Source organism: Shinella sp. Sh6 (assembly GCF_055392685.1).
This window is the reverse complement of sequence record NZ_AP044005.1, coordinates 872,070-893,131: the sequence shown is the minus strand read 5'-3', so window position 1 is coordinate 893,131 and position 21,062 is coordinate 872,070. Positions and strand designations below refer to the sequence as shown.

The window sequence follows — 21,062 nt, the reverse complement described above, 5'->3', positions numbered from 1 at the left end:
TTTCGGGGCAATCCAAGGGTCATTCGTCCGGCGTGGTTAACGGGGCGTAAGCGCCTCATTTTGCGGCATTTTTCTGTTCGTATTAACTTGTGGGGCAAGGCGGCGCCGGCCCTCCTCCCGGCATTCCGGCGCCTTGGGCACGGTGGCCGCGCCATCATCCTTAACGCGAAACGCTAAAATCCGCCTCAAATGCCCGCAAAGCTGGGAATAGAGACAATTTTACTCAAAACTGGGCAAAACCCGAGCGATTCCGGCAAAGGGGAATTTCCTTCCGGCCCCTATTCTCGCATCAACGGTTCGCCAAGGACCAATCTGCCGAAGGCCGCAAAGAGCCGAGGCGCTAACGAGGATGGCAAGCGATGTGGTTTCTGATCAAGGGAACGTTCTGGTTCTCACTGGTTCTCGTCCTGCTCCCCTTCCTGAATGCGGAATCCTCCGCCAAGCTGGAAAAGGGGCCGACGGTGGCGATCGGCGATACGTTCAGCGCGGCAAGCGAGGCGATCGAGTATGTGAGCGCCATCTGCCTGCAGAAGCCGGACGTCTGCGAGAAGGGTGCCGAGACCTTCGTCGCCCTCGGCCACCGGGCCCGTGAAGGCGCCCGCGTCGCCTACCAGTTCCTCGACACGCAGTTCGCCGACGAAGAGGCCGCCAAGGCCGGCCCGGGCAAGAAGGAAGCGCTGACCCAGCCGCTTCCGGCCGTCGCCAGCGTCGACGCCGACGACGAGGTCATCACCGGCACCATCGCCGTGCCGACCCGCCGTCCCGACCGGAAGGGCTGACCCCTCCGGCATTCAAGTTTCTGCCTGCCTCACTCGTTGCCCCTGCAACCGCCGCACGGACCCGTTCCCTGCGGCGTTTCTTTTTGTCCGGGGCGCTTTTCGGTTCAAATCCCGCGGCCCCTCGCCTATATCAGGGCCAGAAACTTGGACGGACAGACCATGGCCACGCTGCAGGACATCATCGACGACTTCGCCTTCCTCGAGGACTGGGAGGATCGCTACCGCTACGTCATCGAACTCGGCAAGGCGCTGCCGGACCTGCCGGAAGACAAGCGCACGGCGGAGAACAAGGTGCAGGGCTGCGCCAGCCAGGTCTGGCTCGTCAGCCATACCGAAGGCGGCGCCGACCCGGTGATGACCTTCGAGGGCGATTCGGACGCCCATATCGTGCGCGGCCTCGTCGCCATCGTTCTCGCCATCTATTCCGGCCGCCATGCCTCGGACATCGCCGCGACCGACGCCATCGACACCTTCAACGAGATCGGCCTCGTCGAACACCTCTCCTCCCAGCGCGCCAACGGCCTGCGCTCGATGGTCAAGCGCATCCGCGAAGAAGCGGCGACGACGGTGGCGGCATAAGGCCCCTCCCCAACCCCTCCCCACAAGGGGGAGGGACTTAACGCGCGGCACGCTCGGCGTTCAAAAATCGAGGGAAAAGAGAACTGCCAGCCTTTCTCCCCCCTTGTGGGGGAGATGCCGGCAGGCAGAGAGGGTCTTACCTCTCACCCGCCCAACTCCGGCCGATACCCCTCCGCCCCCCAGGCATGCGCCCGGCGGCCCTTCGGCGCGGCCGGGGCATAGTGCCGGGCGAGCGCCATCAGGGCGGCGCGGAGCATCAGCTTGGCGGAGCGGGCCGGCCACTGGCGTTCGCGCTCCACCGTCTCAAGCCCCTTGGCAAAGCAGCAGACGTCGAGCGCGACGCCGGAAAGTTCCGGGCCGATCGCCTCGATGGCGCGGGCGACGCGCAGGCGCGCGGCAAGCGCCGTGTCGGTGATCTCGCGCGCCGCACCCGCCTCGCCCTTCTGGCGGCCGGCGATGCGCGGCTCCCAGGACATGGTCGTGCGCGGCTGGAGCCCGCCGCGGGTGAAATCCGCATGCAGCCGCTCGCCCGCGGCGATCGCGCTTTCCGGCAGGTATGCACCGCCCGTCTTCTCCTTCAGCCGGGCAAGGGCGGCGAGCGGCGATTCGAGCCGGTTCGCCATCGCCGTCTCCCGCGCCCCGTCGCGCAGGACCGTCACCGGCGCCATGTCGCGATGCTGGCCGGCAAAGGGCGTCTGCCCATCGCAGAGCCGGCGCTTCAGGAAGGCCCGCGCCTCCGCCGTGGCCGCAAGCCGGCCGTCGCCCTGCCGGGCGAGGCCGAGGCGCAGCGCCTCGGCCAGGACGCCTTCCGGCAGCGGCATCGTGCGGCCGCCGGCGGCGTGAAGGCCGTCCTCGCGGACAACGGCCTCGCCCGAGGCGAGGAGGAAGCGCAGGAGCCGCGCCAGCCCGTCCGCCGCCGCCCTATTCATGGCTGCCGATCCCTGCCGGGCCGAACACCGAGATCACGAGGCGCTCGATGGCCGAGACGAAGGCGTCGAAGGCCGCGTCGTCGCGCCGGTCCTCCACCACGTTGCAGGCATGGCCCACCGTCGTGCGGTCGCGCCCGAAGGCCGCCCCGATCTCCGACATCGACAGGCGCAGGACGACATGGCAGACATACATGGCGACCTGGCGTCCGTGGCAGGTGGCGCGGCGCCGGTCGCGCCGCCAGAGGGGCCTGTCCCCCGCCATCGCCGTCATTTCCAGGACGAGCTGGCGGACGATGCGGCAGGCGACGCCCGTGGGCACCACGGGCATGGCAAGGCCGCTTTCCGCGGTGCGGGCGCCGCCATCCTCCGGGCGGCCCGCGCCCTTCGTTTCGGGAGCAGGACCGGCAGTACGGCCGGGCGCCGTGCCGGCCCGCCCTTCGGATACGATGAACTGGTGCATGACTGGTCCCTCCGTTGATAGGAATTTATTCATACACCCTAGAGGACGAACGGGGATGAATGAAGCGACAAGCCACAATCATTCGTTGAATTTCCTCAGAAAATCACGATTCCCGTCCCCGACATAGGCTTTTATTCCTCAATTCCGCTCTCAAAGCGCAACGCCGCAACGCAAAAAGGCCGGAACCTTCCGGTCCCGGCCTTTCCATTCCCGCCGTGGATGACGGCGCTTACTTGCCCTTGCGGCGCTGGCCGAGGCCCATTTCCTTGGCGAGGCGCGAGCGGGCCTCTGCATAGGCCGGAGCGACCATCGGGTAATCGGCCGGCAGGTCCCACTTCTCGCGGTACTCTTCCGGGGTCATGCCGTAGTGGGTCATCAGGTGGCGCTTCAGCGACTTGAACTTCTGGCCGTCCTCCAGGCAGATGATGTAGTCGTTCTGCACGGACTTCTTCACCGGCACCGGCGGCTTCGGCTTTTCGGCGGCGACGGGCGCCTCGACGGCGGCCGACGGCTGCGTCGTGTTGTTGAGCGCGGCATGCACATCGGCGATCAGGCCCGGCAGCTCGCCGACCGGCACCACATGGTTGCCGACATAGGCGGCAACGATATCGGCCGTCAGTTCGACAAGCAGGCTGGAGCTGGCGGCGCCAAGGGTTGTTTCAGACATATTCTTCTCCTGTCGGACAATAGGAAGACCGATGGCCCCATCCATCGGCCGGCATTCAATTCCGGTAAAGCGTCTTTTCAGCCGGGCTTGTGGCGAAACATTGCTTATGCGCGCACGAATTTCTAAACCCTGAGAACTCTGGTCAATATAACTTTTTATTACAACGGCCGCCGTTCCCGCCGCATCTTGGCCGGAACATATACCTGGTAATCGTGATCGAAGTGCTTATTCAACTTAAACAGGCAACTTGCAATCGAGCTAAATCAACCGGAATGCTTTACTTCGCCTGAAATATCATTCCGCTATTCAAAGTCCAGAATTATTTTGAAGAATAGTGAATATGCCCACCGGCATCCGAAATGCTTCCGGCTCGACACCGTGGATACTGCCAACTTCCGCACCGAATTATAAACCGAATGTCAACGCTTCTTGCCGGCACACGCCTCGGCCGCGCCAAAGACCACCGCTCCGGTGCCGGATGGACGAAGCCGGCGACCGCGCACGAGGCATTGCGCCTTTCAAGGATGCTGCCGATTGTCTTGCCACAATCGGCGCCTTATCTAAGGGCTCGACAGGAGGACGCCCATGAATGACGTAGCGACTTTGAAGGTCAACAAGACGAAGGACGAGTGGCGGCAGGTCCTGACGCCGGAGCAGTTCCGCATCACGCGCGAACACGGCACGGAGCGCGCCTTCTCCAGCCCCGATTTCGACCTTTCCAAGAAGGGCACCTACCGCTGCATCTGCTGCAACCGGCCGCTCTACCGGTCGGAGGCGAAGTACAATTCGGGCACCGGCTGGCCGAGCTTCACGCAGCCGATCGAGCCCGGCGCGGTGACGGACCACACGGACCATTCCTACGGCATGACGCGCACGGAAATCCGCTGCGCCGACTGCGACGCCCATCTCGGCCATGTCTTCCCCGACGGCCCGCCGCCGACGGGCCTGCGCTACTGCATGAACGGCGTCGCGCTCGGCTTCGATCCGGATTGATCAGCGCTTCGGCACCTTCAGTTCCATGCAGGTGAGGTCCAGCCAGCGGCCGAACTTGATGCCGACCTCGCTGAACCGCCCGACGATGCGGAAACCCAGCTTCTCGTGCAGCTTGATCGAGGCAAGGTTCTCCGCCTCGATGCCGGCGATCATGACATGGACGCCGTTGAAGCTCGCCCGGTCGATCAGCGCCGTCATCAGGCGCTTTCCCGTGCCCGTGCCGCGCGCGTCGCCCCGCACGTAGACGGAATGCTCCACCGTGTGGCGATAGCCGTCGAAGGCGCGCCAGTCGCCGTAGGAGGCGTAGCCGAGGACCTCCTTGCCGCGCAGGGCGGCAAGGACCGGGAAGCCGCGTTCGCGGCGCGCGGCAAGCCACGCCCTGCGGTTGTCGAGATCGACGACGGTGTCGTTCCAGATCGCCGTCGTGTTGGCCACGGCATCGTTGTAGATGGCCATGATCGCCGGGAGGTCCGCCTCCACGGCATCGCGTATCGTCAGGTCCATTGTGCCCCCCGGTTTTCCTGATGGCATACAGGAGGAGCGGGAAGGCTGTCCAGCGTTCCCGCGAGGGCTCAGAGGCCCGAAACGACGCTCGTGACGACCGCCGAATAGTGGACGGCGGCGGCGGCGACGACGAAGCCGTGCCAGATGGCGTTCTGGAAGCGCAGCCTCTCCCAGACATGGAAGACGACGCCGACCGAATAGAGGACGCCGCCGGCGACGATGAGGGCGAGCGTGGCGGTGGAAAGATGCGTCGCCAGCGGCCCGGCGGCAAAGACGCCGCTCCAGCCCATGGCGAGGTAGACAAGGATGGCGAGCCTGTCGTAGCGGCCGGGGAAGAGGAACTTCAGCGCCACGCCCGCCGCCGCCATCAGCCAGATGAACACCAGCATGCCGGCGAGGAACGGATCCTCGATACCGCGCTGCAGGAAGGGGGTGTAGGTGGCGGCGATCAGCACGAAGATCGCCGAATGGTCGAAGCGGCGCAGGTGCCACTTCACCACCGAGACCGGCCAGAGATTGTAGGCGAAGGAGGTGGAAAGCGCGAGGACCAGCCCGACGCCGTAGACCCAGGCGGCGGCGAGCTGCCCGCTCGTCGCCCACACGGTGGCGTAGAAGATGAGCGCCGTCACGCCGACGAGGGCCAGCACCACGCCGACACCGTGCACGATGCCGTCGGCGATCACCTCGTAGCGGTCATAGTTCCATTTGACGCCCTTGATTTCCATGGATGGCCCTGTTCTTCCTCCCGCCCCCATGGTGGCAAGTTCGGGCCGCGCGGGCAAGACCGCCCGCGCCCCGGCCGGATCACGAAAGTTTGCCGCCCGACATGTGCGGCCGACTGTTGAACGATAGCGGACGGAACCGGCATTTACCGCCTCACCGTCAACATTCCATTGACAGTAAATCGCCGATTTGCCGCCTTCCGTGAACAGCCGCACTCGGCCATATTTCCCGGCAGCAGAACGGTTCCGTGGGAACCGACGGGAAACCAACCATGACGGACCTAGACAGACGGACATTCCTCGGCGCCGCCGCCGCAGGTATCGCCGCAGGCAAGGCCGGCCCCATCCGCGCGGAGACCGCCCCCATGACCGAAGAGAGCGCCAACACCAACCATGCCGTCGAGATGCCGGCCTTCGTCGACCATGCCCGCCTCCGCGTGGTCGACCTGCCGATGGTCTCAGCCTTCTACCAGAAGGTCATGGGCCTTTCCGTGCTGGAACGCTCGGCCTTTGGCGAGACGCTCGGCGTTGCCGGCCGCCGCCTTCTCACGCTGACGACGGAGGGCGGAACCATCCGCGCGCCGCGCAATGCGCCGGGCCTCTTCCACACCGCTTTCCTCGTGCCGAACCGCGAGGAGCTCGGCCGCTGGCTCGTCCATGCCGCCCACAACGACGTGCCGCTCACCGGCGCTTCAGACCACCTCGTCAGCGAGGCGATCTATCTCGACGACCCGGAAGGCAACGGCATCGAGATCTACCGCGACCGCGACCGTTCCGAATGGACCTACGTGCCGGACGGCACGGTGAAGATGGCGACGCACCGGCTCGACCTGCAGGCGCTCTACGACGAGGCCCCGAAGGGCGGATGGGACGGCCAGGAGGCCGGCACGGCGATCGGCCACATCCACCTCCAGGTCTCCGATATCCCGCAGGCCGACGCCTTCTTCCGCGACGTGCTGGGCCTCGACATCATGGCGCGCTATCCGGGGGCGAGCTTCTTCGCCACCGGCAAGTACCACCACCACGTCGCCGCCAATGTCTGGAATTCGGCCGGCCGGCCGAAGCGCGAGGCCGGCATGAGCGGGCTTGCGGACTATGCGATCCGCTTCAGGGATCCCGCACGGCTTGCCGCCGCGGCGGACCGGATCGAGGCGCTTTCCCTGCCCGCCGCCCGCTCGGGCGATGCGATCGCGCTGGTCGATCCGTGGGGCATCGGCCTCACGCTTTCCGCCTGAGGCGCCTCAATTGTAGAGGTAGTGCTCTTCCCAGTCCTCGTGCGGCACGACCTTGCCGATGCTGTACTTGAAGGCGTTGACCTCCAGGCGGTCGGGGCTCGCCTCGCATTTGTAGGACAGCCGGTACCATTCGCCGCGGCTGCGGAACACGGCCCCCTTCGTCTTGAAGGTCGTGCCATTGAGCTTGGGATCGCCGAAGGCATAGGCGATCACCTTGTCCGGGCGGAAGCCGCCCTTGGCCTTGCTGATCTGGTCCATCGCCTCGATATCGCAGCGCTGTTCCAGGCGTTCTTCAGGCGTCAGCTTCTGGAGCTGGGTGCGGATGCGTGCGTCTATGGCGAGCGCGGGGGACGCGACAAGCGGCACAAGGGCAAGGCCAAATAGGGCGTTCCGCAGCCCTTTCGGGTCGAGTTTCAACGGTTTGCCTCCTCTTCGCGGCGTCATTCATCCTGACGTCTAAATTCGGGGTTGGGTCGCAATATGTCGATTTGGCGGCGGCTGGCAACCCTTCGACGCTTTCGCGGGCATTTTCCGGGAACTTCCACCACGCCCGTGCGTTCATCGGCGCGAACGGGGCAGAGGGGAAAAACCATGCACGACGTGTCGGGACAACCCGCCGAACGGCGGCTTCTGAAAGGCAGCCTCGACCTGGAGGCGGACCCGGCCGAACCACGGCAGAAACGCTACGGCCTCGACATCGCCGCCGCCTGGGCGGCCATCGGCATCTTCGCCATCATGGCGATGGGCGTCGTCTATCTCATGGCGCCGATCCTCATCCCGCTTTCCCTCGCCATCGTCACCGGGCTCATCCTCGGCGTCGCCGCGGAAAAGCTGCACGAGCTCGGCATTCCCCCGCTGCCGACCGCGCTGCTGCTCGCCGGCGCCTTCGGCTTCGGCCTCTTCCTCGCCGCCGGCCTTCTCGCCGAGCCGATCACCCAGCTTGCAGCCAACGCGCCGGAGCTCGTGCGCGGGGCCTACGACCGCATCACGCCGCTCATTTCCCGCCTCGGCTGGCTGAACATCCGCCCGGAGACCTTCGAGACGGGGCAGATGTCGATGGAGAAGGTGCTGGAGAACACCGGCAGCATCCTCTCCATCCTCTCGGCAAGCCTGACGCCGGCGCTGCTGCAGGCGATGATCTTCTTCGCCGCGCTCGTCCTCTTCCTCTCGGCGCGGCTGAGATTGCGGCAGATGATCATCATGGCCTTTCCCCGCCGCGGCCAGCGCCTCGCCACCATCCGCATCATGAACGCCATCGACAGCGCGCTCGGCTATTATTTCGCCACCGCCGCGCTGGTCTACGGCGCGCTCGGCATCGTCACCACGCTCATCACCTGGGGCGGCGGGCTCGCCATGCCGGCGCTCTGGGGGCTCTTCGCCTTCCTCTCCAGCTTCGTGCCCTTCCTCGGCGTCACGCTGATGACCATCGCGCTGACGGCGGCGGGGCTCCTGACGCACGACACGCTGCTGATGGGCCTCCTGCCGGCGCTCGCCTTCTTCCTCGTGCACCTGACGATGGAAAACCTCATCATGCCGGCGGTGATGGGCAAGCGACTGGAGGTCGACGCCTTCATCATCTTCACCGCCATCCTCTTCTGGACCTGGATGTGGGGCGCCGCCGGCGCCATGCTGGCCCTCCCCCTCTCCATCATCGGCATGACCATCGCCGACGAACTGCGCCCCGCCAAGCGCAAGGCGAAGCGGAGCCTGCCGGGGTAGCAGAGCGTAGGGAACACCCCCCTCTGCCCTGCCGGGCATCTCCCCCACAAGGGGGGAGATCGACTTGGGGCAAGGCGGTGCCACGATCCAATCTCCCCACCTGTGGGGGAGATGCCCGACAGGGCAGAGGGGGGTGAACCTCACCCGCAAACGCTCCCCACCCGAAAACCCCCGCTTGATGCAAGCGCCCCGGCTCTCTATCTCTCAGGTCCCGCCTGTCGATTTGCCGGAGTGAACCCTTGTCCGTCTTCAAAAACCTTCCCGCCGCCCCCGTTGCCGCCAAGGAGCCGGTGTCCGACACCCGCCACGGCATCACCCGCACCGACGACTATGCCTGGTTCCGCGACGAGAACTGGCAGGCGATGTTCAAGGATCCCTCCATTCTCAAGCCGGAGATCCGCAAGCATCTCGAAGCCGAGAACGCCTATATGGCGGCCGCCATGGCCGATACCGAGGCGCTGCAGAAGACGCTGTTTGCCGAGATGCGCGGGCGCATCAAGGAGGACGACAGCTCCGTGCCGGTGAAGGACGGCCCCTTCGCCTACGGCACGGCCTATGTCACCGGCGGCGAGCAGCCGCGCTATTTCCGCGAGAAGCGCGAGGGCGGCGAGCGCAAGCTGCTGCTCGACGGCGACAGCGAGGCCGCCGGCAAGGACTATTTCCGCCTTTCCGGCATCGACCATTCCACCGACCATTCGCTCGGCATCTGGGGCTATGACGACAAGGGCTCGGAATATTTCACGCTGAAGGTGCGCGACCTTGCGAGCGGCAAGGACCATGCCGACGAGATCGTCAATACGGGCGGCGGCGGGGTCTGGGCGCCCGATGCGAAGAGCTTCTTCTACACCGCGCTCGACGAGAACCACCGCCCCTCGAAGATCTTCCACCACATCCTCGGCGAGCGGCAGGAAAACGACCGGCTGGTCTACGAGGAGAAGGACCCCGGCTTCTTCATGTCGGTCGGCGGCTCGCTGATCGACGATTTCATCTATGTCGACATCCACGACCACGAGACGAGCGAATACCGCCTCATCCCGACGAAGGACCTTCTGGCCACCCCCGCCGTCGTCGCCCCGCGCCAGACGGGCCTCGAATATGCGATGACGGAGGGCGGCGACGTCTTCTACATCCTGACGAATGCCGACGGCGCGAAGGACTTCAAGATCATGCAGGCGCCGGTGACGGCGCCGGGCCGCGAGAACTGGACGGAGGTGGTGCCGCACCGCCCCGGCACGCTGATCCTCAGCCACATGGCGTTTGCCCGCCACCTCGTCTGGCTGGAGCGCCACGAGGGCCTGCCGCGCATCGTCGTGCGCGACCGCAGGACCGGCGAGGAACACGCCATCGCCTTCGCCGAGGAGGCCTATTCGCTCGGCCTGTCGGGCGCAGCGGAATACGACACGGACGTCATCCGCTTCTCCTATTCCTCGATGACGACGCCCTCGCAGCTCTTCGAGTACGACATGGCGACGCGCGAACGCACGCTTTTGAAGACGCAGGAAGTGCCCTCCGGCCACAACCCGGACGACTACGTCACCCGCCGCGTCTTCGCCCCCGCATCGGACGGCGAGAGCGTGCCGGTCACCCTCCTCTATCGCAAGGATACGCCGCTCGACGGCTCCGCGCCGTGCCTGCTCTACGGCTACGGCGCCTACGGCATCACCATACCGGCGTCCTTCAACACCAACTGCCTGTCGCTCGTCGACCGCGGCTTCGTCTACGCCATCGCCCATATCCGCGGCGGCAAGGACAAGGGCTTCGCCTGGTACGAGAACGGCAAGATGGACAAGAAGACCAATACCTTCAAGGACTTCATCGCCGCGGCCGACTATCTGAATCAAGAGAAGTTCACGTCCTACGCAAAGATCGTCGCGGAAGGCGGATCGGCCGGCGGCATGCTGATGGGGGCGATCGCCAACATGGCGCCGGAAAAGTTCGGCGGCATCATCGCGGCCGTGCCCTTCGTCGACGTGCTCAACACCATGCTCGACGACACGCTGCCGCTCACCCCGCCGGAATGGCCCGAATGGGGCAACCCCATCGAGAGCAAGGATTTCTACCAGCTCATGGCAAGATACTCGCCCTATGACAACGTGGCGGAAAAGCCCTACCCCGCCGTCCTTGCCCTGTCCGGCCTCACCGACCCGCGCGTCACCTACTGGGAGCCGACCAAGTGGGTGGCGAAGCTGCGCGAGAAGACGACGGGGTCCGAACCCATCCTCCTCAAGACCAACATGGGCGCCGGCCACGGCGGCGCCTCGGGCCGCTTCCAGCGGCTGGAGGAGATCGCGTTCGAATATGCGTTCGCGATCAAGGTGGCGGGGAAGATGTAGGGGCAGAGCCTTCTACGCCGGCGCCAGAATTACCCCCCTCTGGCCTGCCGGCCATCTCCCCCACAGGTGGGGAGATTGAATCGTGGCACCGCCTTGCCCCAAGCCAATCTCCCCCCTTGTGGGGGAGATGCCCGGCAGGGCAGAGGGGGGTGTCACCGCCCCCTACCGGAACGCCCCCACGCAGTCCTGCAAATCCCCCAGCATGGCGCTGGAGCCCTTGAGGCTGGTGCGCACGTCGCCGATGCGCAGGAACCGGCCGCGCTTCAGGGCGTCGATCACCGCACGGTCGCTGCCGAGGTCGTAGGCGATCTCCTGCCGGCCATAGGCCCTGCCGGCCACGTCGTAGCCCCGGCCGTCGTCGATCCAGTAGGTGCCGTCCTTCGCATAGCCGTCGGCATAGTCGTAGGCCGCGTCCTGGAAGCCGAAGGTCAGGTGGCCGTTGGCATACCAGCGGAAGGCGGCGGAGCGGCCGCCGTCGCGGCGCACGGCGCTGCAGTTGAGGAAGCGCCGGCTGCCGTCGAAATCCGCGACTACGTCCCAGCCGCCGACCGTGCGCACCGCCCGGTAGGGATCGGCATCCGCGCCGTAGTCGTCATCCTCATGGCCGGAGGCGCCGGCATCCGGATAGCTCTCCGTGGCGGCCGCCTGGACCGTATGATCCTCCTCGGCCGGGAAGTCGCGCAGCGCGTCGCGGTAGCGGTCGAAATAGCCGAGGCGCCGCACGTCGACGAACGCGAACTCGTAATCCTCCAGCGTGCGCACGGAATTGTCGCGGAAGCGCACGAGGCCGCGGAAGCGCAGGCACCCATCGCCGCAGTCGACCGTATCGACATATTCGCGGGCATTGTCGTCCGGCGTCTTCACCGCGATGCCGAAGCCGTGGCGGCGCGCGTCGTCGATGGCACGGAACATCAGCGATTGCGCATAGCCGCGGCGGTCCTCGTCGAAATAATCGTAGATCGAGCGCTCCTCGCTGGGGCTGAGGTCGTCCTGGCCGGAGACGTAGATCCGCCGCTCGGGAATGCTCGCGGCGGTGATGACATTGCGCAGCCGCTCATGCGAATAGACGGTCGTGAAATAGGAGAGATCCTCGCAGCTTTCCGGCGGCGCCCAGAAGCGGATGTCGATCAGAACGAGCTGGCCGTCCTTGTAGACGTCGGAGAGGCGCCGGTCGCGGTCGTTGCCGGAAAAGACCATGCGCCCGCAGGGATCGTGCCGGTCGTTGGAAAGCGTCAGGTACGGCAGGTTGCCGATATCCTCGTGCGTATCCTCGAAGCGCTTGCCGAGCAGTTCCACCTTACGCTCGGCGACGGCGGAAAAGATGCCGTCCGGGTAGCGGCTGAGGTAACGGTCGTAAGCCTCGCGATTGTCGGAGAGCGAGGCGAAGTCGTAGAAGGCGATCTCAGCCGCGTCGACCTTGCCGTCCTTCGGGCTGAGGGCGAAGCCGCCGTAGTCGTCGTCGCTCTGCCAGATCGCCTGCCGGCCCTGGCTGCGTTCCGTGACGATGTCGCCGACCTTGCGGAAGACCTCTTCCAGCGGCAGGCCCGGAATGCTCGCCGCGTCGGCGAAGGCCGAGGCGAAGGGGCTGATCGGCGTGCCGTCATAGTCATAGGCCGTGCCGGGGGCCGCCGCATAGGCATAGTGGATGCCGCCGGCGTTCTTCGGCTCGGCGAGCCCGTCGCGGATATCGCGCAGCGTGAGGAAGGGGTTTTCGTGCGGGGCATCGAACAGCACGACCTTGAGGCCCGTGCCGAGCCGGCGCAGCGCATCGGCGACCTCCGAGACGGCGAGCGAGCGGTTGCGCAGGCCCGTCAGCGTACGGCCGGACGCATCCGTCGGCAGAAGGTAGTTCTCGCCGTCGATCTCCACCGCATAGCCGGAGAAATAGACGAAGAGCACCGGGTTCTCCGCCTTCTCCGCCGCGCGCGTGAAATTGTTGAGCGCGGAGAGCATGCCGAGATGGTCGGCGTCGGTGGCGCGTGTCACGTCGAAATCGGCCCGCTCCAGCACCTCGCCGACGAGGTCGACATCGTTCAGCGGGTTTTCCAGCGGCTCGGCATCCTCGTAGTCGCCGTTGCCGATGAGGAGCGCATAGCGCTCGGCGGCGAAGGCCGCGGGCGCCGCAAGCAAGAGAAGACAGGCGGCAAGCGCCCCGACCAGCCGATGGACATTGCGCTGCACGACACCCTCCAGAAAACGGCCGGCCGCACGGCCGGGACCCCGAAACGCAGCTTTCATGCTGCAAGAGGAAACGGCCCGCCCCCGCCGCTTATTCAGCAGGCGGTGAAATTCCATTGCGTCGTGCCCGCAAGGGCGGGCAATCGCATGTGGAGCAAAGGCCCCTCCCCAACCCCTCCCCACAAGGGGGGATTGTTCATCTTGGACTCGCGAGGCGCTTTCTTGCGATGAAGATGTCGATTGTGATCTGAAGCATTTCGAGTGACTTGGAGGCCCGCTTTGTTTTTCGATTGAAGCGGGCCAGCATGTCGCGGAACGAGGCGTTCGAGGACTCGATGAGATGGGTCTGCGCCTTGGTCTGCCGATGCGGCTCGGTCGCCTTGATCCGCTCGAAGGCCAGATGATGGCAGGAGTTGGCGTCGGTGAAGATGGCGCTGATCTGGCCGACGGCGGCCTTGGCCAGATCGTAGATGGCGATGGCGCTGCGCACGCCCTGGTCGCCGATATGGTATGCGACGACCCGGCGTTGGCGACGGCTATAGGCCGTCCAGATCACCGCCCGCCGCTGTTTTTTTGGACATAGGTGTAGATCTCGTCCATCTCGATGACATCGGGTATCCCGGTGTCGGTCGGCTCGGCCTGGGCCAGCTTGTGCTGCAGGACCGCATGCTCCTTGCGGATCCAGTTCAGCACCGTCGCGGGCGAAGCACGAAGCACCCGGCCGATCGCCCGAATGCCCATGCTGTTCATGTACATCTCGATCGCCATGGCCTTGGTCTGGGCGCTGAATTTGGGCGGGCTGTCGGTGCTATAGCGCCCGCAGGCGCGGCATCGGTAGCGTTGATGCCCGGCCTTGCTGCCGCGCTTGATCAGATCTGTGCCGCCACAGCTTGGGCAATCCATCGTGGGCCTCCCCGCAAATCACCTCTATAACAGAATCCAAAAAGCGGTCCGGGTAAACAGTCCCCCACAAGGGGGAGAGACTTAACGCGCGGCGCCCTTAGCGCGAAAAATGGAAAGAAGCGCAAGCGTCTAGCCTTTCTCCCCCCTTGTGGGGGAGATGCCGGCAGGCAGAGAGGGTCTTCCCGCCCGCACGGCAAGCCTTTCACTCCTGCGCCCAAGGCCCTATCTAGAAGGCAGGCGACAGAAGGACGAAGACCATGAGCGGCGCAACGACGGCAGCAGCGGCGGAGACCTCCCCCGTCCTTCCCTTCGACAACAGCTATGCGCGCCTGCCGGAGGCCTTCTTCGCGCCGGTCGAGCCGACGCCGGTGGCGGCCCCCCGGCTCGTCAGGTTCAACCGGCCGCTCGCAGAAGAGCTCGGCCTCGACGCCGATGCGCTGGAGCGGCACGGCGCGGCCTATTTCTCCGGCAACGTGCCGCTGCCCGGCTCCCTGCCGCTCGCCATGGCCTATGCCGGCCACCAGTTCGGCCAGTTCGTGCCGCAGCTCGGCGACGGGCGGGCGATCCTGCTCGGCGAGGTGATCGACCGTGAGGGCCGTCGCCGCGACATTCAGCTCAAGGGCGCCGGCCCGACGCCGTTCTCCCGGCGCGGCGACGGGCGGGCGGCGCTCGGCCCGGTGCTGCGCGAATATATTATCAGCGAGGCCATGCATGCGCTCGGCGTGCCGACGACGCGGGCGCTTGCGGCCGTTTCTACCGGCCAGCCGGTCTATCGCGAGCGCGTGCTGCCCGGCGCGGTCTTCACGCGCGTCGCGGCAAGCCATGTGCGCGTCGGCACCTTTCAGTTCTTCGCCGCGCGGGGCGACAAGGCGAACCTGCGCGTCCTCGCCGATCACGTCATCGGCCGGCACTATCCGGAGCTGGAGGGCGCTGAACAGTCCTATCTCGCCCTGCTCGACGCGGTGGCGGAGCGGCAGGCGGGGCTGATCGCGAAATGGCTCGGCGTCGGCTTCATCCACGGCGTCATGAACACCGACAACATGACGATCTCGGGCGAGACCATCGACTTCGGCCCCTGCGCCTTTATGGACCGCTACGATCCGCGTACCGTCTATTCCTCCATCGACCGCGGCGGGCGCTATGCCTTCGGCAACCAGCCGATGATCGGCCAGTGGAACATCGCGCGCCTTGCCGAGGCGTTGCTGCCCATCCTCGACGACGACGAGGACAAGGCGCTGGAGGCGGCCAACGCCGCCGTCGCCCGTTTCATGGACCGCTTCCAGGAGCACTGGAAGGCGGTGATCCGCGCCAAGCTCGGCCTCGGCGAAACGGAGGAGGAGGCCGACCAGGAGCTGATCCGCGACCTCCTCGTGACGCTCTACGAAGGAAAGGCCGACTACACGCTCGCCTTCCGCCGGCTTGCCGACGCGGCCGAAAGCCCGGAGGCCGACGCCGCGCTCGGCGCGCTCCTCGAAGACGGGGACGCCTTGACGCCATGGCTTGCCGCATGGCGCGCAAGGCTCTCCCGCGATGAAACGGTGCCAACCGCCCGCGCGGCGGCGATGCGCCGCGTCAACCCAGCCTTCATCCCGCGCAACCACAAGGTCGAGAAAGCGCTGGCGGCCGCCGTCGACCACGGCGATTTCTCGCTGTTTATCGCACTGAACGACGTGCTGGCGAAGCCCTATGAGGACCAGCCCCGCTTTGCCGCCTACGCCGAGCCGCCGAAGCCGGGCGAGGAGATTACCGCGACGTTCTGCGGGACGTGATGGCGCGGGAAAGCGCGCGCCGCATATGGAGCCCGCCCCTCATCCCCCTGCCGGGACCTTCTCCCCGCAAGCGGGGCGAAGGGGATGTGCCGCGCCCGCTTCCTCAAACAATATCCGTTGGTGGGGCATGTCCCCTCTCCCCGCTTGCGGGGAGAGGGTTAGGGTGAGGGGCACGCTCCCTATGCGGCGCATCATCAAAGCATGGCTAAAAAGCATAACTTCTTCTCCCCGCCCTTCCCCGGCATTGAAGCCTCCTCGCCCCTGCCCTAGTTTCCTCCACGTCCCTCCTTGAGCCGGACGTCATGTCGGCCCTTCCCGGCCTGCATCACCAACGGAGACCATCATGTTGCTCACGCTGACCGCCGCCCTCATCGCCATCATCGGACTGGTGCTGACGGGCGGAGGGGGATGGTTGCTGTCGCTGGGCGGCAGTCCCTATTACCTCGTCACGGGCATCGCCTTCCTCGCCACGGCCGTGCTGCTGTTCCGCCGCTCGGCGGCGGCCCTCTGGCTCTACGCGCTGATCGTCCTCGGCTCGCTCGCCTGGGCTATATGGGAAGTCGGCTTCGACTGGTGGCAGCTCGGCCCGCGCGGCGGGGTCATCGTGCTTGTCGGCCTGTGGCTGATGCTGCCGGCGATCCGCCGGCCGCTCGGCTTTGCCAGCCCCACAGGCACCGCCTATCCCGCCTCAGCCCTGCCGCTCGCCGTCGCGGTCGTCGTCGCCATCGCCGTCGCCGGCTATTCGATGACGCAGGATCCGCACGACCTCGCCGGCACCCTGCCGACGAAGATCGCCAACGCCTCCCCCGCCCTCGGCGGCAACGTGCCGGCCGGCGAATGGCACCAGTACGGCCGCACACCCTTCGGCCAGCGCTATTCGCCGCTCGACCAGATCAACACGGACAACGTTTCCACGCTCAAGGTCGCCTGGCAGTACCAGACGGGCGACGTGAAGAAGCCCGACGACGTCGGCGAGACCACCTACCAGGTGACGCCGCTGAAGGTGGGCGACACGCTCTACATGTGCACGCCGCACAACATCGCCATCGCGCTCGACGCGGCGAGCGGCAAGGAGAAATGGCGCTACGATTCCAATCCCGGCATGAACCCGGACCGCCAGCACCAGACCTGCCGCGGCGTGACCTACTACGCCGACCCGGCCGCGACCACCGGCACGACCTGCGCGGCGCGCGTCTACCTTCCGACCTCCGACGCCCGGCTGATCGCGCTCGACGCGGAAACCGGCGACGTCTGCACGGGCTTTGCCGAGAACGGCGTGCTGCATCTCGAAAAGGGCATGCCCTACAACCCGGCCGGCTACTACTATTCCACCTCGCCGCCCGTCATCACCGACGGCAAGATCATCATCGGCGGCGCGGTGAACGACAACTATTCGACCAAGGAGCAGTCCGGCGTCATCCGCGCCTTCGACGTCAATTCCGGGGCCCTCATCTGGAACTGGGATTCGGGCAATCCGGACGTCACCACGCCGCTGCCGGAAGGTGACGTCTACACGGTCAACTCGCCGAACTCCTGGTCGGTCTTCAGCTATGACGACGCCCTCGGCCTCGTCTACGTGCCGCTCGGCAACCAGGTGCCGGACCAGCTCGGCATGGGCCGCAGCGAGAATGTCGAGAAATACTCCTCCTCCATCGTCGCGCTCGACATCGGGACGGGTGCCGTGCGCTGGGTGCGCCAGACGGTCCACCACGATCTCTGGGACATGGACGTGCCGGCCCAGCCGGTACTGATCGACATCACCAAGGACGGCGCCACCATTCCCGCCCTCGTCGGCCCCACCAAGCAGGGCGACATCTACGTGCTCGACCGGCGCACCGGCGAGCCGATCGTCCCGGTCAAGGAAGTGCCGGCGCCGACGGGCGCGATCCCGGAGGACTTCACCTCGCCGACGCAGCCCCTCTCCGACCTCACCTTCACGCCGCCGCCGCTGACGGAGAAGAACATGTGGGGCATCACCATGTTCGACCAGATGATGTGCCGCATCGATTTCCTGTCGATGAAGTACGAGGGCCGCTACACGCCGCCCTCGCTTCAGGGCACCATCGTCTATCCCGGCAATTTCGGCACGTTCAACTGGGGCTCGGTGGCGGTCGATCCCGAGCGGCAGGTCATGTTCGGCATGCCGACCTACCTCGCCTTCACCTCCCGCCTCGTGCCGCGCGACCAGATCCCGCCGAAGGGGCAGGACGAAAAGGGCTCCGAACAGGGCCTCAACCGCAACGACGGCGCGCCCTACGGCGTCTATATGGGTCCGTTCCTCGGGCCCCTCGGCATTCCCTGCCAGGCCCCGCCATGGGGCTATGTCGCGGGCGCCGACCTTGCCACCGGCAAGATCGCCTGGAAGCACAAGAACGGCACGGTGCGCGACATGACGCCGCTGCCGCTGCCCTTCAAGGTGGGCGTGCCCGGCATCGGCGGGCCGATCGTCACCAAGGGCGGCGTCGCCTTCCTCGGCGCCGCGGTCGACGACTATATCCGCGCCTACGACGTGACGAGCGGGCGCCAGCTCTGGGAGGGCCGCCTTCCGGCCGGCGGGCAGGCAACGCCCATGACCTATACGGTCGGCGACAAGCAGTACGTGCTGATCGTCGCCGGCGGCCACGGCTCGGTCGGGACGAAGCCCGGCGACTACGTCATCGCCTATACGCTGCCGTAGCACGGCCGGATTCCAGTCTCGCAAAAGCTGCAACCGCTAATGGTTCCCTGAAGTTGTTTCAGGGAGCCATTGTCATGAAGATCGACGGCAGCACGCTTTCCGCCTATGCGCTCTCCCGCCAGCGCACGGCGACGGCCGACAACAGCCTTTCCGGCGGCACGGGCGGCGGCAGTTCTTCATCGGGGCGCAACATCCCGACCGTCGAGCCCACCGCCGCGATGCCCTCCGGCCTTGCCAACGCGCTCTGGCTGACGACGGCCAAGCTGGAGAAATCCGGCAGCGAAAGCGACGACCTCCTCTCCGAATTCATGGACCTTGCGAAGATGACGCCCATCGAGCGGCTGCGCAAGGAGCTCCTCGAGAAGATGGGCCTCACCGAGGACAGCCTCGCGCAGATGCCGGAGGAGCAGCGCGCGGCCATCGAGGAAGAGATCCGCCGCGCCGTCAAGGAACGCCTCGGCATCGACGACACGCAACACGCCGGCGCCATGGAAGGGCAATCCACCGCCGGCACGCCGGAAGCGGAGGCCTGACCAGCCTTCGCTTTCCTGCTACCGGATGCCAGGCCCCTCATCCGCCTGCCGGCACCTTCTCCCCGCAAGCGGGGCGAAGGGATGTGCCGCGCCGGCTTCCCCAAGCAATATCTGTTGGCGGGGCAAGTCCCCTCTCCCCGCCTGCGGGGAGAGGGTTAGGGTGAGGGGCAAACTCCACACGCATTTTCCGCAACAGACCCGATTGACAATCGCCGCGAAAGAGAGAATATCGCGTCCATGATCAAGAGCACGCACATCGCCGCAACGTATTTTTGGCTGTTCCGATAGGAGCGGCTGTTCGATCATGTCAACAAGCCGCCATCAGGGCGGCTTTGTTGTTTTAAGGGCACCTGATGGCAGAAAAACCAAGGAGCCCGAAATGCAAAATACCGTCATCAAGCTCGAACCCCTGCCCGTCGAACGCCCGCCGGTGCTGACTATCCGCGCCGCGCGCCAGGGCGACCTGCAGCAGATCCTCGACATGATCGCGCTGCATGCCGAATGCCACGGCGACACGGCGAAACTCACGGCCGCCGACCTCGACCGCGACCTCTTCGGCGCCCATCCCTGGATCACCGCGCTGGTGGCCGAAGCCGGCGGGCGGCTGATCGGCTACGCCCTGCTCGTGCCGATGTACCGCGCCGCCGAGGGCCTGCGCGGCATGGATCTGCACCAGATCTTCGTGCGCGAGGGCCATCGCGGCAACGGCATCGGCCACCATCTCGTCTCGCGCGCCCGCGAGCATGCCCGCATCGCCGGCTGCGGCTACCTCTCGGTGAGCGCGGCGACCGGCAACTTCAACGCCCACCGCTTCTACGAGCAGATGAATTTCCGCGCCGGCCCCGTCACCGGCATGCGCTACGTGCAGGCCCTCGGCTGACCGCCCCCTTCAAGGAGACCACCATGGCAAAGCGTCTGGCAATCGTGCTCACCGAGGGCTACGCGGACTGGGAATGCGCGCTGCTGATGGCAACGGCGCGCGGGGATTGCGGGGCCGAGACCGTCGTCCTGACACCGGGCGGGGCCGACGTCACCTCGCTCGGCGGCCTCACCGTGCGCTCCGCCGGCCGGGCCGAGGAGGCCGCGCCCGGCGATTTCGACATCCTGGTGATCTGCGGCGGCACGATCTGGCAATCCGGCAAGGCGCCGGACCTTGCCGCGCCCGTCCGCCACTTCCTGAATGCCGGAAAGCCGGTGGCGGGGATCTGCGACGCGACGCTGGAGCTCGGCCGCCTCGGCGTGCTCGACGAACGGGCGCATACCGGCAACTACCGCAGCCAGCTTGCGGACAAGGTGCCCGCCTATCGCGGCGCCGCACTCTACCGCGACCAGCCGCAGGCGGTGAACGACCGCGGCGTCATCACGGCCTCGGGCGCCGCACCCGTCACCTTCGCGAAGGAAGCGCTGGAGGCGATCGGCCTCGGCTCGCCCGACCTCCTCGACTATCTGCGCCTTTACGGCGACGAGCACCGCCCGGCTTCCGCCTGACGCCGCACCTATTCCTGCCCGGCATCGTCCACCGTCTTGTCATCGCCCGTCTCGGCGCGCTTTGCGGCGGCGGCCGCGCGCTCGCTCTCGCGCACCACATGCAGGAACTCGGCGGCGATCGGCGGGGAGACTTCTACCGTCTTCTTCTCTTTGTCGTAGATGCAGACATAGGTGATCTGGCTCTTGGCCTCCGGCGAAAGCCCCTCGACGGCGGCGATGCCGAAGGATTGGGTCCCCGTCGGCTCGACGAAGACGGTGGGCGTTCCGAGCGCCTCGGGAAGGCTTGCAAGGCAGCTCTTCTCCACGTCCGCGCGGAATTCCTCCCAGGCATCGGGCGAGGAGGCATGCGCCGCCGGGGCGGCAAGGGCGAGGGAAAGGACGGCAAGGGGATGAACGCGCATCGAAAGGCTCCGTGTTGCATGAACTTCGGGCGAAATGTCCTTGATCGGATCTCGTTCCGCCCGCCCTTGATCTGACAGGGGAAACGGGAATGATTTTGTCGCCTGTCAGGAAAATTTGGAAGCCGGGCGGTTGCCTCTTCCGGTTGCCGCTCCTATGTTCCGGTCACGGATTTCATTCATAAAATCCCGTCGC

Annotated in this window: 21 protein-coding genes; 11 read left to right on the top strand and 10 right to left on the bottom strand. The window is 66.2% G+C overall.

Annotated elements, in window-relative coordinates; translation table 11 throughout:
• Positions 1-359 precede the first annotated feature (359 nt).
• Both ACZ5TO_RS04275 and ACZ5TO_RS04270 read left to right on the top strand, forming a co-directional pair.
• Positions 360-779, top strand: a complete 420-nt coding sequence (locus tag ACZ5TO_RS04275) for a DUF5330 domain-containing protein (RefSeq protein ID WP_184145898.1) — start codon at positions 360-362, stop codon at positions 777-779.
• A gap of 159 nt (positions 780-938) precedes the next feature.
• Complete coding sequence (locus tag ACZ5TO_RS04270; protein ID WP_464799666.1) at positions 939-1,358, top strand: SufE family protein; 420 nt, start codon at positions 939-941, stop codon at positions 1,356-1,358.
• Positions 1,359-1,501: 143 nt separating this feature from the next.
• Here the strand turns inward: ACZ5TO_RS04270 and ACZ5TO_RS04265 are convergent, their stop codons facing one another.
• The 3 genes from ACZ5TO_RS04265 to ACZ5TO_RS04255 form a co-directional block, all read right to left on the bottom strand.
• Positions 1,502-2,287: a DUF6456 domain-containing protein gene (locus tag ACZ5TO_RS04265; protein ID WP_464799665.1), complete on the bottom strand. Its 786-nt coding sequence runs from the start codon at positions 2,285-2,287 to the stop codon at positions 1,502-1,504.
• A complete protein-coding gene (locus ACZ5TO_RS04260; RefSeq protein ID WP_464799664.1) occupies positions 2,280-2,747 on the bottom strand; it encodes a helix-turn-helix domain-containing protein in 468 nt (155 codons plus the stop codon). The genes ACZ5TO_RS04265 and ACZ5TO_RS04260 overlap by 8 nt, the downstream gene beginning before the upstream one ends.
• A 229-nt stretch (positions 2,748-2,976) precedes the next feature.
• Entirely contained in the window at positions 2,977-3,414 is a 438-nt protein-coding gene (locus ACZ5TO_RS04255; protein WP_184145901.1) for a Ros/MucR family transcriptional regulator, read from the bottom strand.
• A gap of 585 nt (positions 3,415-3,999) precedes the next feature.
• Between ACZ5TO_RS04255 and msrB the strand changes: the two genes are divergently transcribed.
• Positions 4,000-4,407, top strand: a complete 408-nt coding sequence (msrB, locus tag ACZ5TO_RS04250; RefSeq protein WP_464799663.1) for a peptide-methionine (R)-S-oxide reductase MsrB — start codon at positions 4,000-4,002, stop codon at positions 4,405-4,407.
• Here msrB and ACZ5TO_RS04245 read toward each other — a convergent pair whose 3' ends face one another.
• Both ACZ5TO_RS04245 and trhA read right to left on the bottom strand, forming a co-directional pair.
• Positions 4,408-4,911 carry an N-acetyltransferase family protein gene (locus ACZ5TO_RS04245; RefSeq protein ID WP_464799662.1) on the bottom strand — a complete coding sequence of 168 codons (504 nt, stop codon included), beginning with the start codon at positions 4,909-4,911 and terminating at the stop codon, positions 4,408-4,410.
• A gap of 68 nt (positions 4,912-4,979) precedes the next feature.
• Positions 4,980-5,636 carry a PAQR family membrane homeostasis protein TrhA gene (gene trhA, locus ACZ5TO_RS04240; RefSeq protein ID WP_464799661.1) on the bottom strand — a complete coding sequence of 219 codons (657 nt, stop codon included), beginning with the start codon at positions 5,634-5,636 and terminating at the stop codon, positions 4,980-4,982.
• 362 nt (positions 5,637-5,998) lie between these two features.
• Between trhA and ACZ5TO_RS04235 the strand changes: the two genes are divergently transcribed.
• The gene (locus ACZ5TO_RS04235) at positions 5,999-6,868 is read left to right on the top strand and encodes a VOC family protein (RefSeq protein ID WP_464800331.1); all 870 of its coding nucleotides are present in this window, start codon (positions 5,999-6,001) and stop codon (positions 6,866-6,868) included.
• A gap of 6 nt (positions 6,869-6,874) precedes the next feature.
• On the opposite strand, the gene ACZ5TO_RS04230 is transcribed toward ACZ5TO_RS04235, so the two are convergent.
• The gene (locus ACZ5TO_RS04230; RefSeq protein WP_380780563.1) at positions 6,875-7,285 is read right to left on the bottom strand and encodes a DUF930 domain-containing protein; all 411 of its coding nucleotides are present in this window, start codon (positions 7,283-7,285) and stop codon (positions 6,875-6,877) included.
• A 174-nt stretch (positions 7,286-7,459) separates the two neighbouring features.
• Here ACZ5TO_RS04230 and ACZ5TO_RS04225 point away from each other — a divergent pair, with 174 nt between their 5' ends.
• The gene (locus ACZ5TO_RS04225) at positions 7,460-8,587 is read left to right on the top strand and encodes an AI-2E family transporter (protein WP_184145908.1); all 1,128 of its coding nucleotides are present in this window, start codon (positions 7,460-7,462) and stop codon (positions 8,585-8,587) included.
• A gap of 239 nt (positions 8,588-8,826) precedes the next feature.
• Positions 8,827-10,920 carry a S9 family peptidase gene (locus tag ACZ5TO_RS04220; protein ID WP_464799660.1) on the top strand — a complete coding sequence of 698 codons (2,094 nt, stop codon included), beginning with the start codon at positions 8,827-8,829 and terminating at the stop codon, positions 10,918-10,920.
• 162 nt (positions 10,921-11,082) lie between these two features.
• Here ACZ5TO_RS04220 and ACZ5TO_RS04215 read toward each other — a convergent pair whose 3' ends face one another.
• From ACZ5TO_RS04215 to ACZ5TO_RS04205, 3 genes are all read right to left on the bottom strand, one after another.
• Positions 11,083-13,101, bottom strand: a complete 2,019-nt coding sequence (locus ACZ5TO_RS04215; protein ID WP_464799659.1) for a caspase family protein — start codon at positions 13,099-13,101, stop codon at positions 11,083-11,085.
• A gap of 193 nt (positions 13,102-13,294) precedes the next feature.
• Entirely contained in the window at positions 13,295-13,654 is a 360-nt protein-coding gene (locus tag ACZ5TO_RS04210) for an IS1 family transposase (RefSeq protein WP_464799658.1), read from the bottom strand.
• Positions 13,651-14,001, bottom strand: a complete 351-nt coding sequence (locus ACZ5TO_RS04205; protein WP_184140593.1) for an IS1 family transposase — start codon at positions 13,999-14,001, stop codon at positions 13,651-13,653. Before ACZ5TO_RS04205 ends, ACZ5TO_RS04210 begins: the two co-directional genes overlap by 4 nt.
• A 257-nt stretch (positions 14,002-14,258) precedes the next feature.
• Here ACZ5TO_RS04205 and ACZ5TO_RS04200 point away from each other — a divergent pair, with 257 nt between their 5' ends.
• The 5 genes from ACZ5TO_RS04200 to ACZ5TO_RS04180 all read left to right on the top strand — a co-directional run bounded on the left by ACZ5TO_RS04200 (position 14,259) and on the right by ACZ5TO_RS04180 (position 20,468).
• The gene (locus ACZ5TO_RS04200) at positions 14,259-15,770 is read left to right on the top strand and encodes a protein adenylyltransferase SelO (RefSeq protein WP_464799657.1); all 1,512 of its coding nucleotides are present in this window, start codon (positions 14,259-14,261) and stop codon (positions 15,768-15,770) included.
• 343 nt (positions 15,771-16,113) lie between these two features.
• Positions 16,114-18,447 carry a glucose/quinate/shikimate family membrane-bound PQQ-dependent dehydrogenase gene (locus ACZ5TO_RS04195; RefSeq protein ID WP_464799656.1) on the top strand — a complete coding sequence of 778 codons (2,334 nt, stop codon included), beginning with the start codon at positions 16,114-16,116 and terminating at the stop codon, positions 18,445-18,447.
• 74 nt (positions 18,448-18,521) lie between these two features.
• Complete coding sequence (locus ACZ5TO_RS04190) at positions 18,522-18,980, top strand: hypothetical protein (RefSeq protein ID WP_464799655.1); 459 nt, start codon at positions 18,522-18,524, stop codon at positions 18,978-18,980.
• A gap of 379 nt (positions 18,981-19,359) precedes the next feature.
• Positions 19,360-19,860, top strand: a complete 501-nt coding sequence (locus ACZ5TO_RS04185) for an N-acetyltransferase family protein (protein WP_464799654.1) — start codon at positions 19,360-19,362, stop codon at positions 19,858-19,860.
• 23 nt (positions 19,861-19,883) lie between these two features.
• Complete coding sequence (locus tag ACZ5TO_RS04180) at positions 19,884-20,468, top strand: DJ-1/PfpI family protein (RefSeq protein WP_464799653.1); 585 nt, start codon at positions 19,884-19,886, stop codon at positions 20,466-20,468.
• Positions 20,469-20,476: 8 nt separating this feature from the next.
• Here the strand turns inward: ACZ5TO_RS04180 and ACZ5TO_RS04175 are convergent, their stop codons facing one another.
• Entirely contained in the window at positions 20,477-20,869 is a 393-nt protein-coding gene (locus ACZ5TO_RS04175; protein WP_184145916.1) for a hypothetical protein, read from the bottom strand.
• Positions 20,870-21,062: the final 193 nt, after the last annotated feature.

What these genes read in the sequence shown, in the direction of transcription:
- ACZ5TO_RS04185 (WP_464799654.1), top strand. Translation starts at nt 19,360, where the DNA reads ATGCAAAATACCGTCATCAAGCTCGAACCCCTGCCCGTCGAACGCCCG.
- ACZ5TO_RS04175 (WP_184145916.1), bottom strand. Translation starts at nt 20,869, where the DNA reads ATGCGCGTTCATCCCCTTGCCGTCCTTTCCCTCGCCCTTGCCGCCCCG.
- ACZ5TO_RS04190 (WP_464799655.1), top strand. Translation starts at nt 18,522, where the DNA reads ATGAAGATCGACGGCAGCACGCTTTCCGCCTATGCGCTCTCCCGCCAG.
- trhA (WP_464799661.1), bottom strand. Translation starts at nt 5,636, where the DNA reads ATGGAAATCAAGGGCGTCAAATGGAACTATGACCGCTACGAGGTGATC.
- ACZ5TO_RS04265 (WP_464799665.1), bottom strand. Translation starts at nt 2,287, where the DNA reads ATGAATAGGGCGGCGGCGGACGGGCTGGCGCGGCTCCTGCGCTTCCTC.
- ACZ5TO_RS04225 (WP_184145908.1), top strand. Translation starts at nt 7,460, where the DNA reads ATGCACGACGTGTCGGGACAACCCGCCGAACGGCGGCTTCTGAAAGGC.
- ACZ5TO_RS04270 (WP_464799666.1), top strand. Translation starts at nt 939, where the DNA reads ATGGCCACGCTGCAGGACATCATCGACGACTTCGCCTTCCTCGAGGAC.
- ACZ5TO_RS04260 (WP_464799664.1), bottom strand. Translation starts at nt 2,747, where the DNA reads ATGCACCAGTTCATCGTATCCGAAGGGCGGGCCGGCACGGCGCCCGGC.
- ACZ5TO_RS04180 (WP_464799653.1), top strand. Translation starts at nt 19,884, where the DNA reads ATGGCAAAGCGTCTGGCAATCGTGCTCACCGAGGGCTACGCGGACTGG.
- msrB (WP_464799663.1), top strand. Translation starts at nt 4,000, where the DNA reads ATGAATGACGTAGCGACTTTGAAGGTCAACAAGACGAAGGACGAGTGG.
- ACZ5TO_RS04255 (WP_184145901.1), bottom strand. Translation starts at nt 3,414, where the DNA reads ATGTCTGAAACAACCCTTGGCGCCGCCAGCTCCAGCCTGCTTGTCGAA.
- ACZ5TO_RS04245 (WP_464799662.1), bottom strand. Translation starts at nt 4,911, where the DNA reads ATGGACCTGACGATACGCGATGCCGTGGAGGCGGACCTCCCGGCGATC.
- ACZ5TO_RS04195 (WP_464799656.1), top strand. Translation starts at nt 16,114, where the DNA reads ATGTTGCTCACGCTGACCGCCGCCCTCATCGCCATCATCGGACTGGTG.
- ACZ5TO_RS04200 (WP_464799657.1), top strand. Translation starts at nt 14,259, where the DNA reads ATGAGCGGCGCAACGACGGCAGCAGCGGCGGAGACCTCCCCCGTCCTT.
- ACZ5TO_RS04235 (WP_464800331.1), top strand. Translation starts at nt 5,999, where the DNA reads ATGACCGAAGAGAGCGCCAACACCAACCATGCCGTCGAGATGCCGGCC.
- ACZ5TO_RS04205 (WP_184140593.1), bottom strand. Translation starts at nt 14,001, where the DNA reads ATGGATTGCCCAAGCTGTGGCGGCACAGATCTGATCAAGCGCGGCAGC.
- ACZ5TO_RS04275 (WP_184145898.1), top strand. Translation starts at nt 360, where the DNA reads ATGTGGTTTCTGATCAAGGGAACGTTCTGGTTCTCACTGGTTCTCGTC.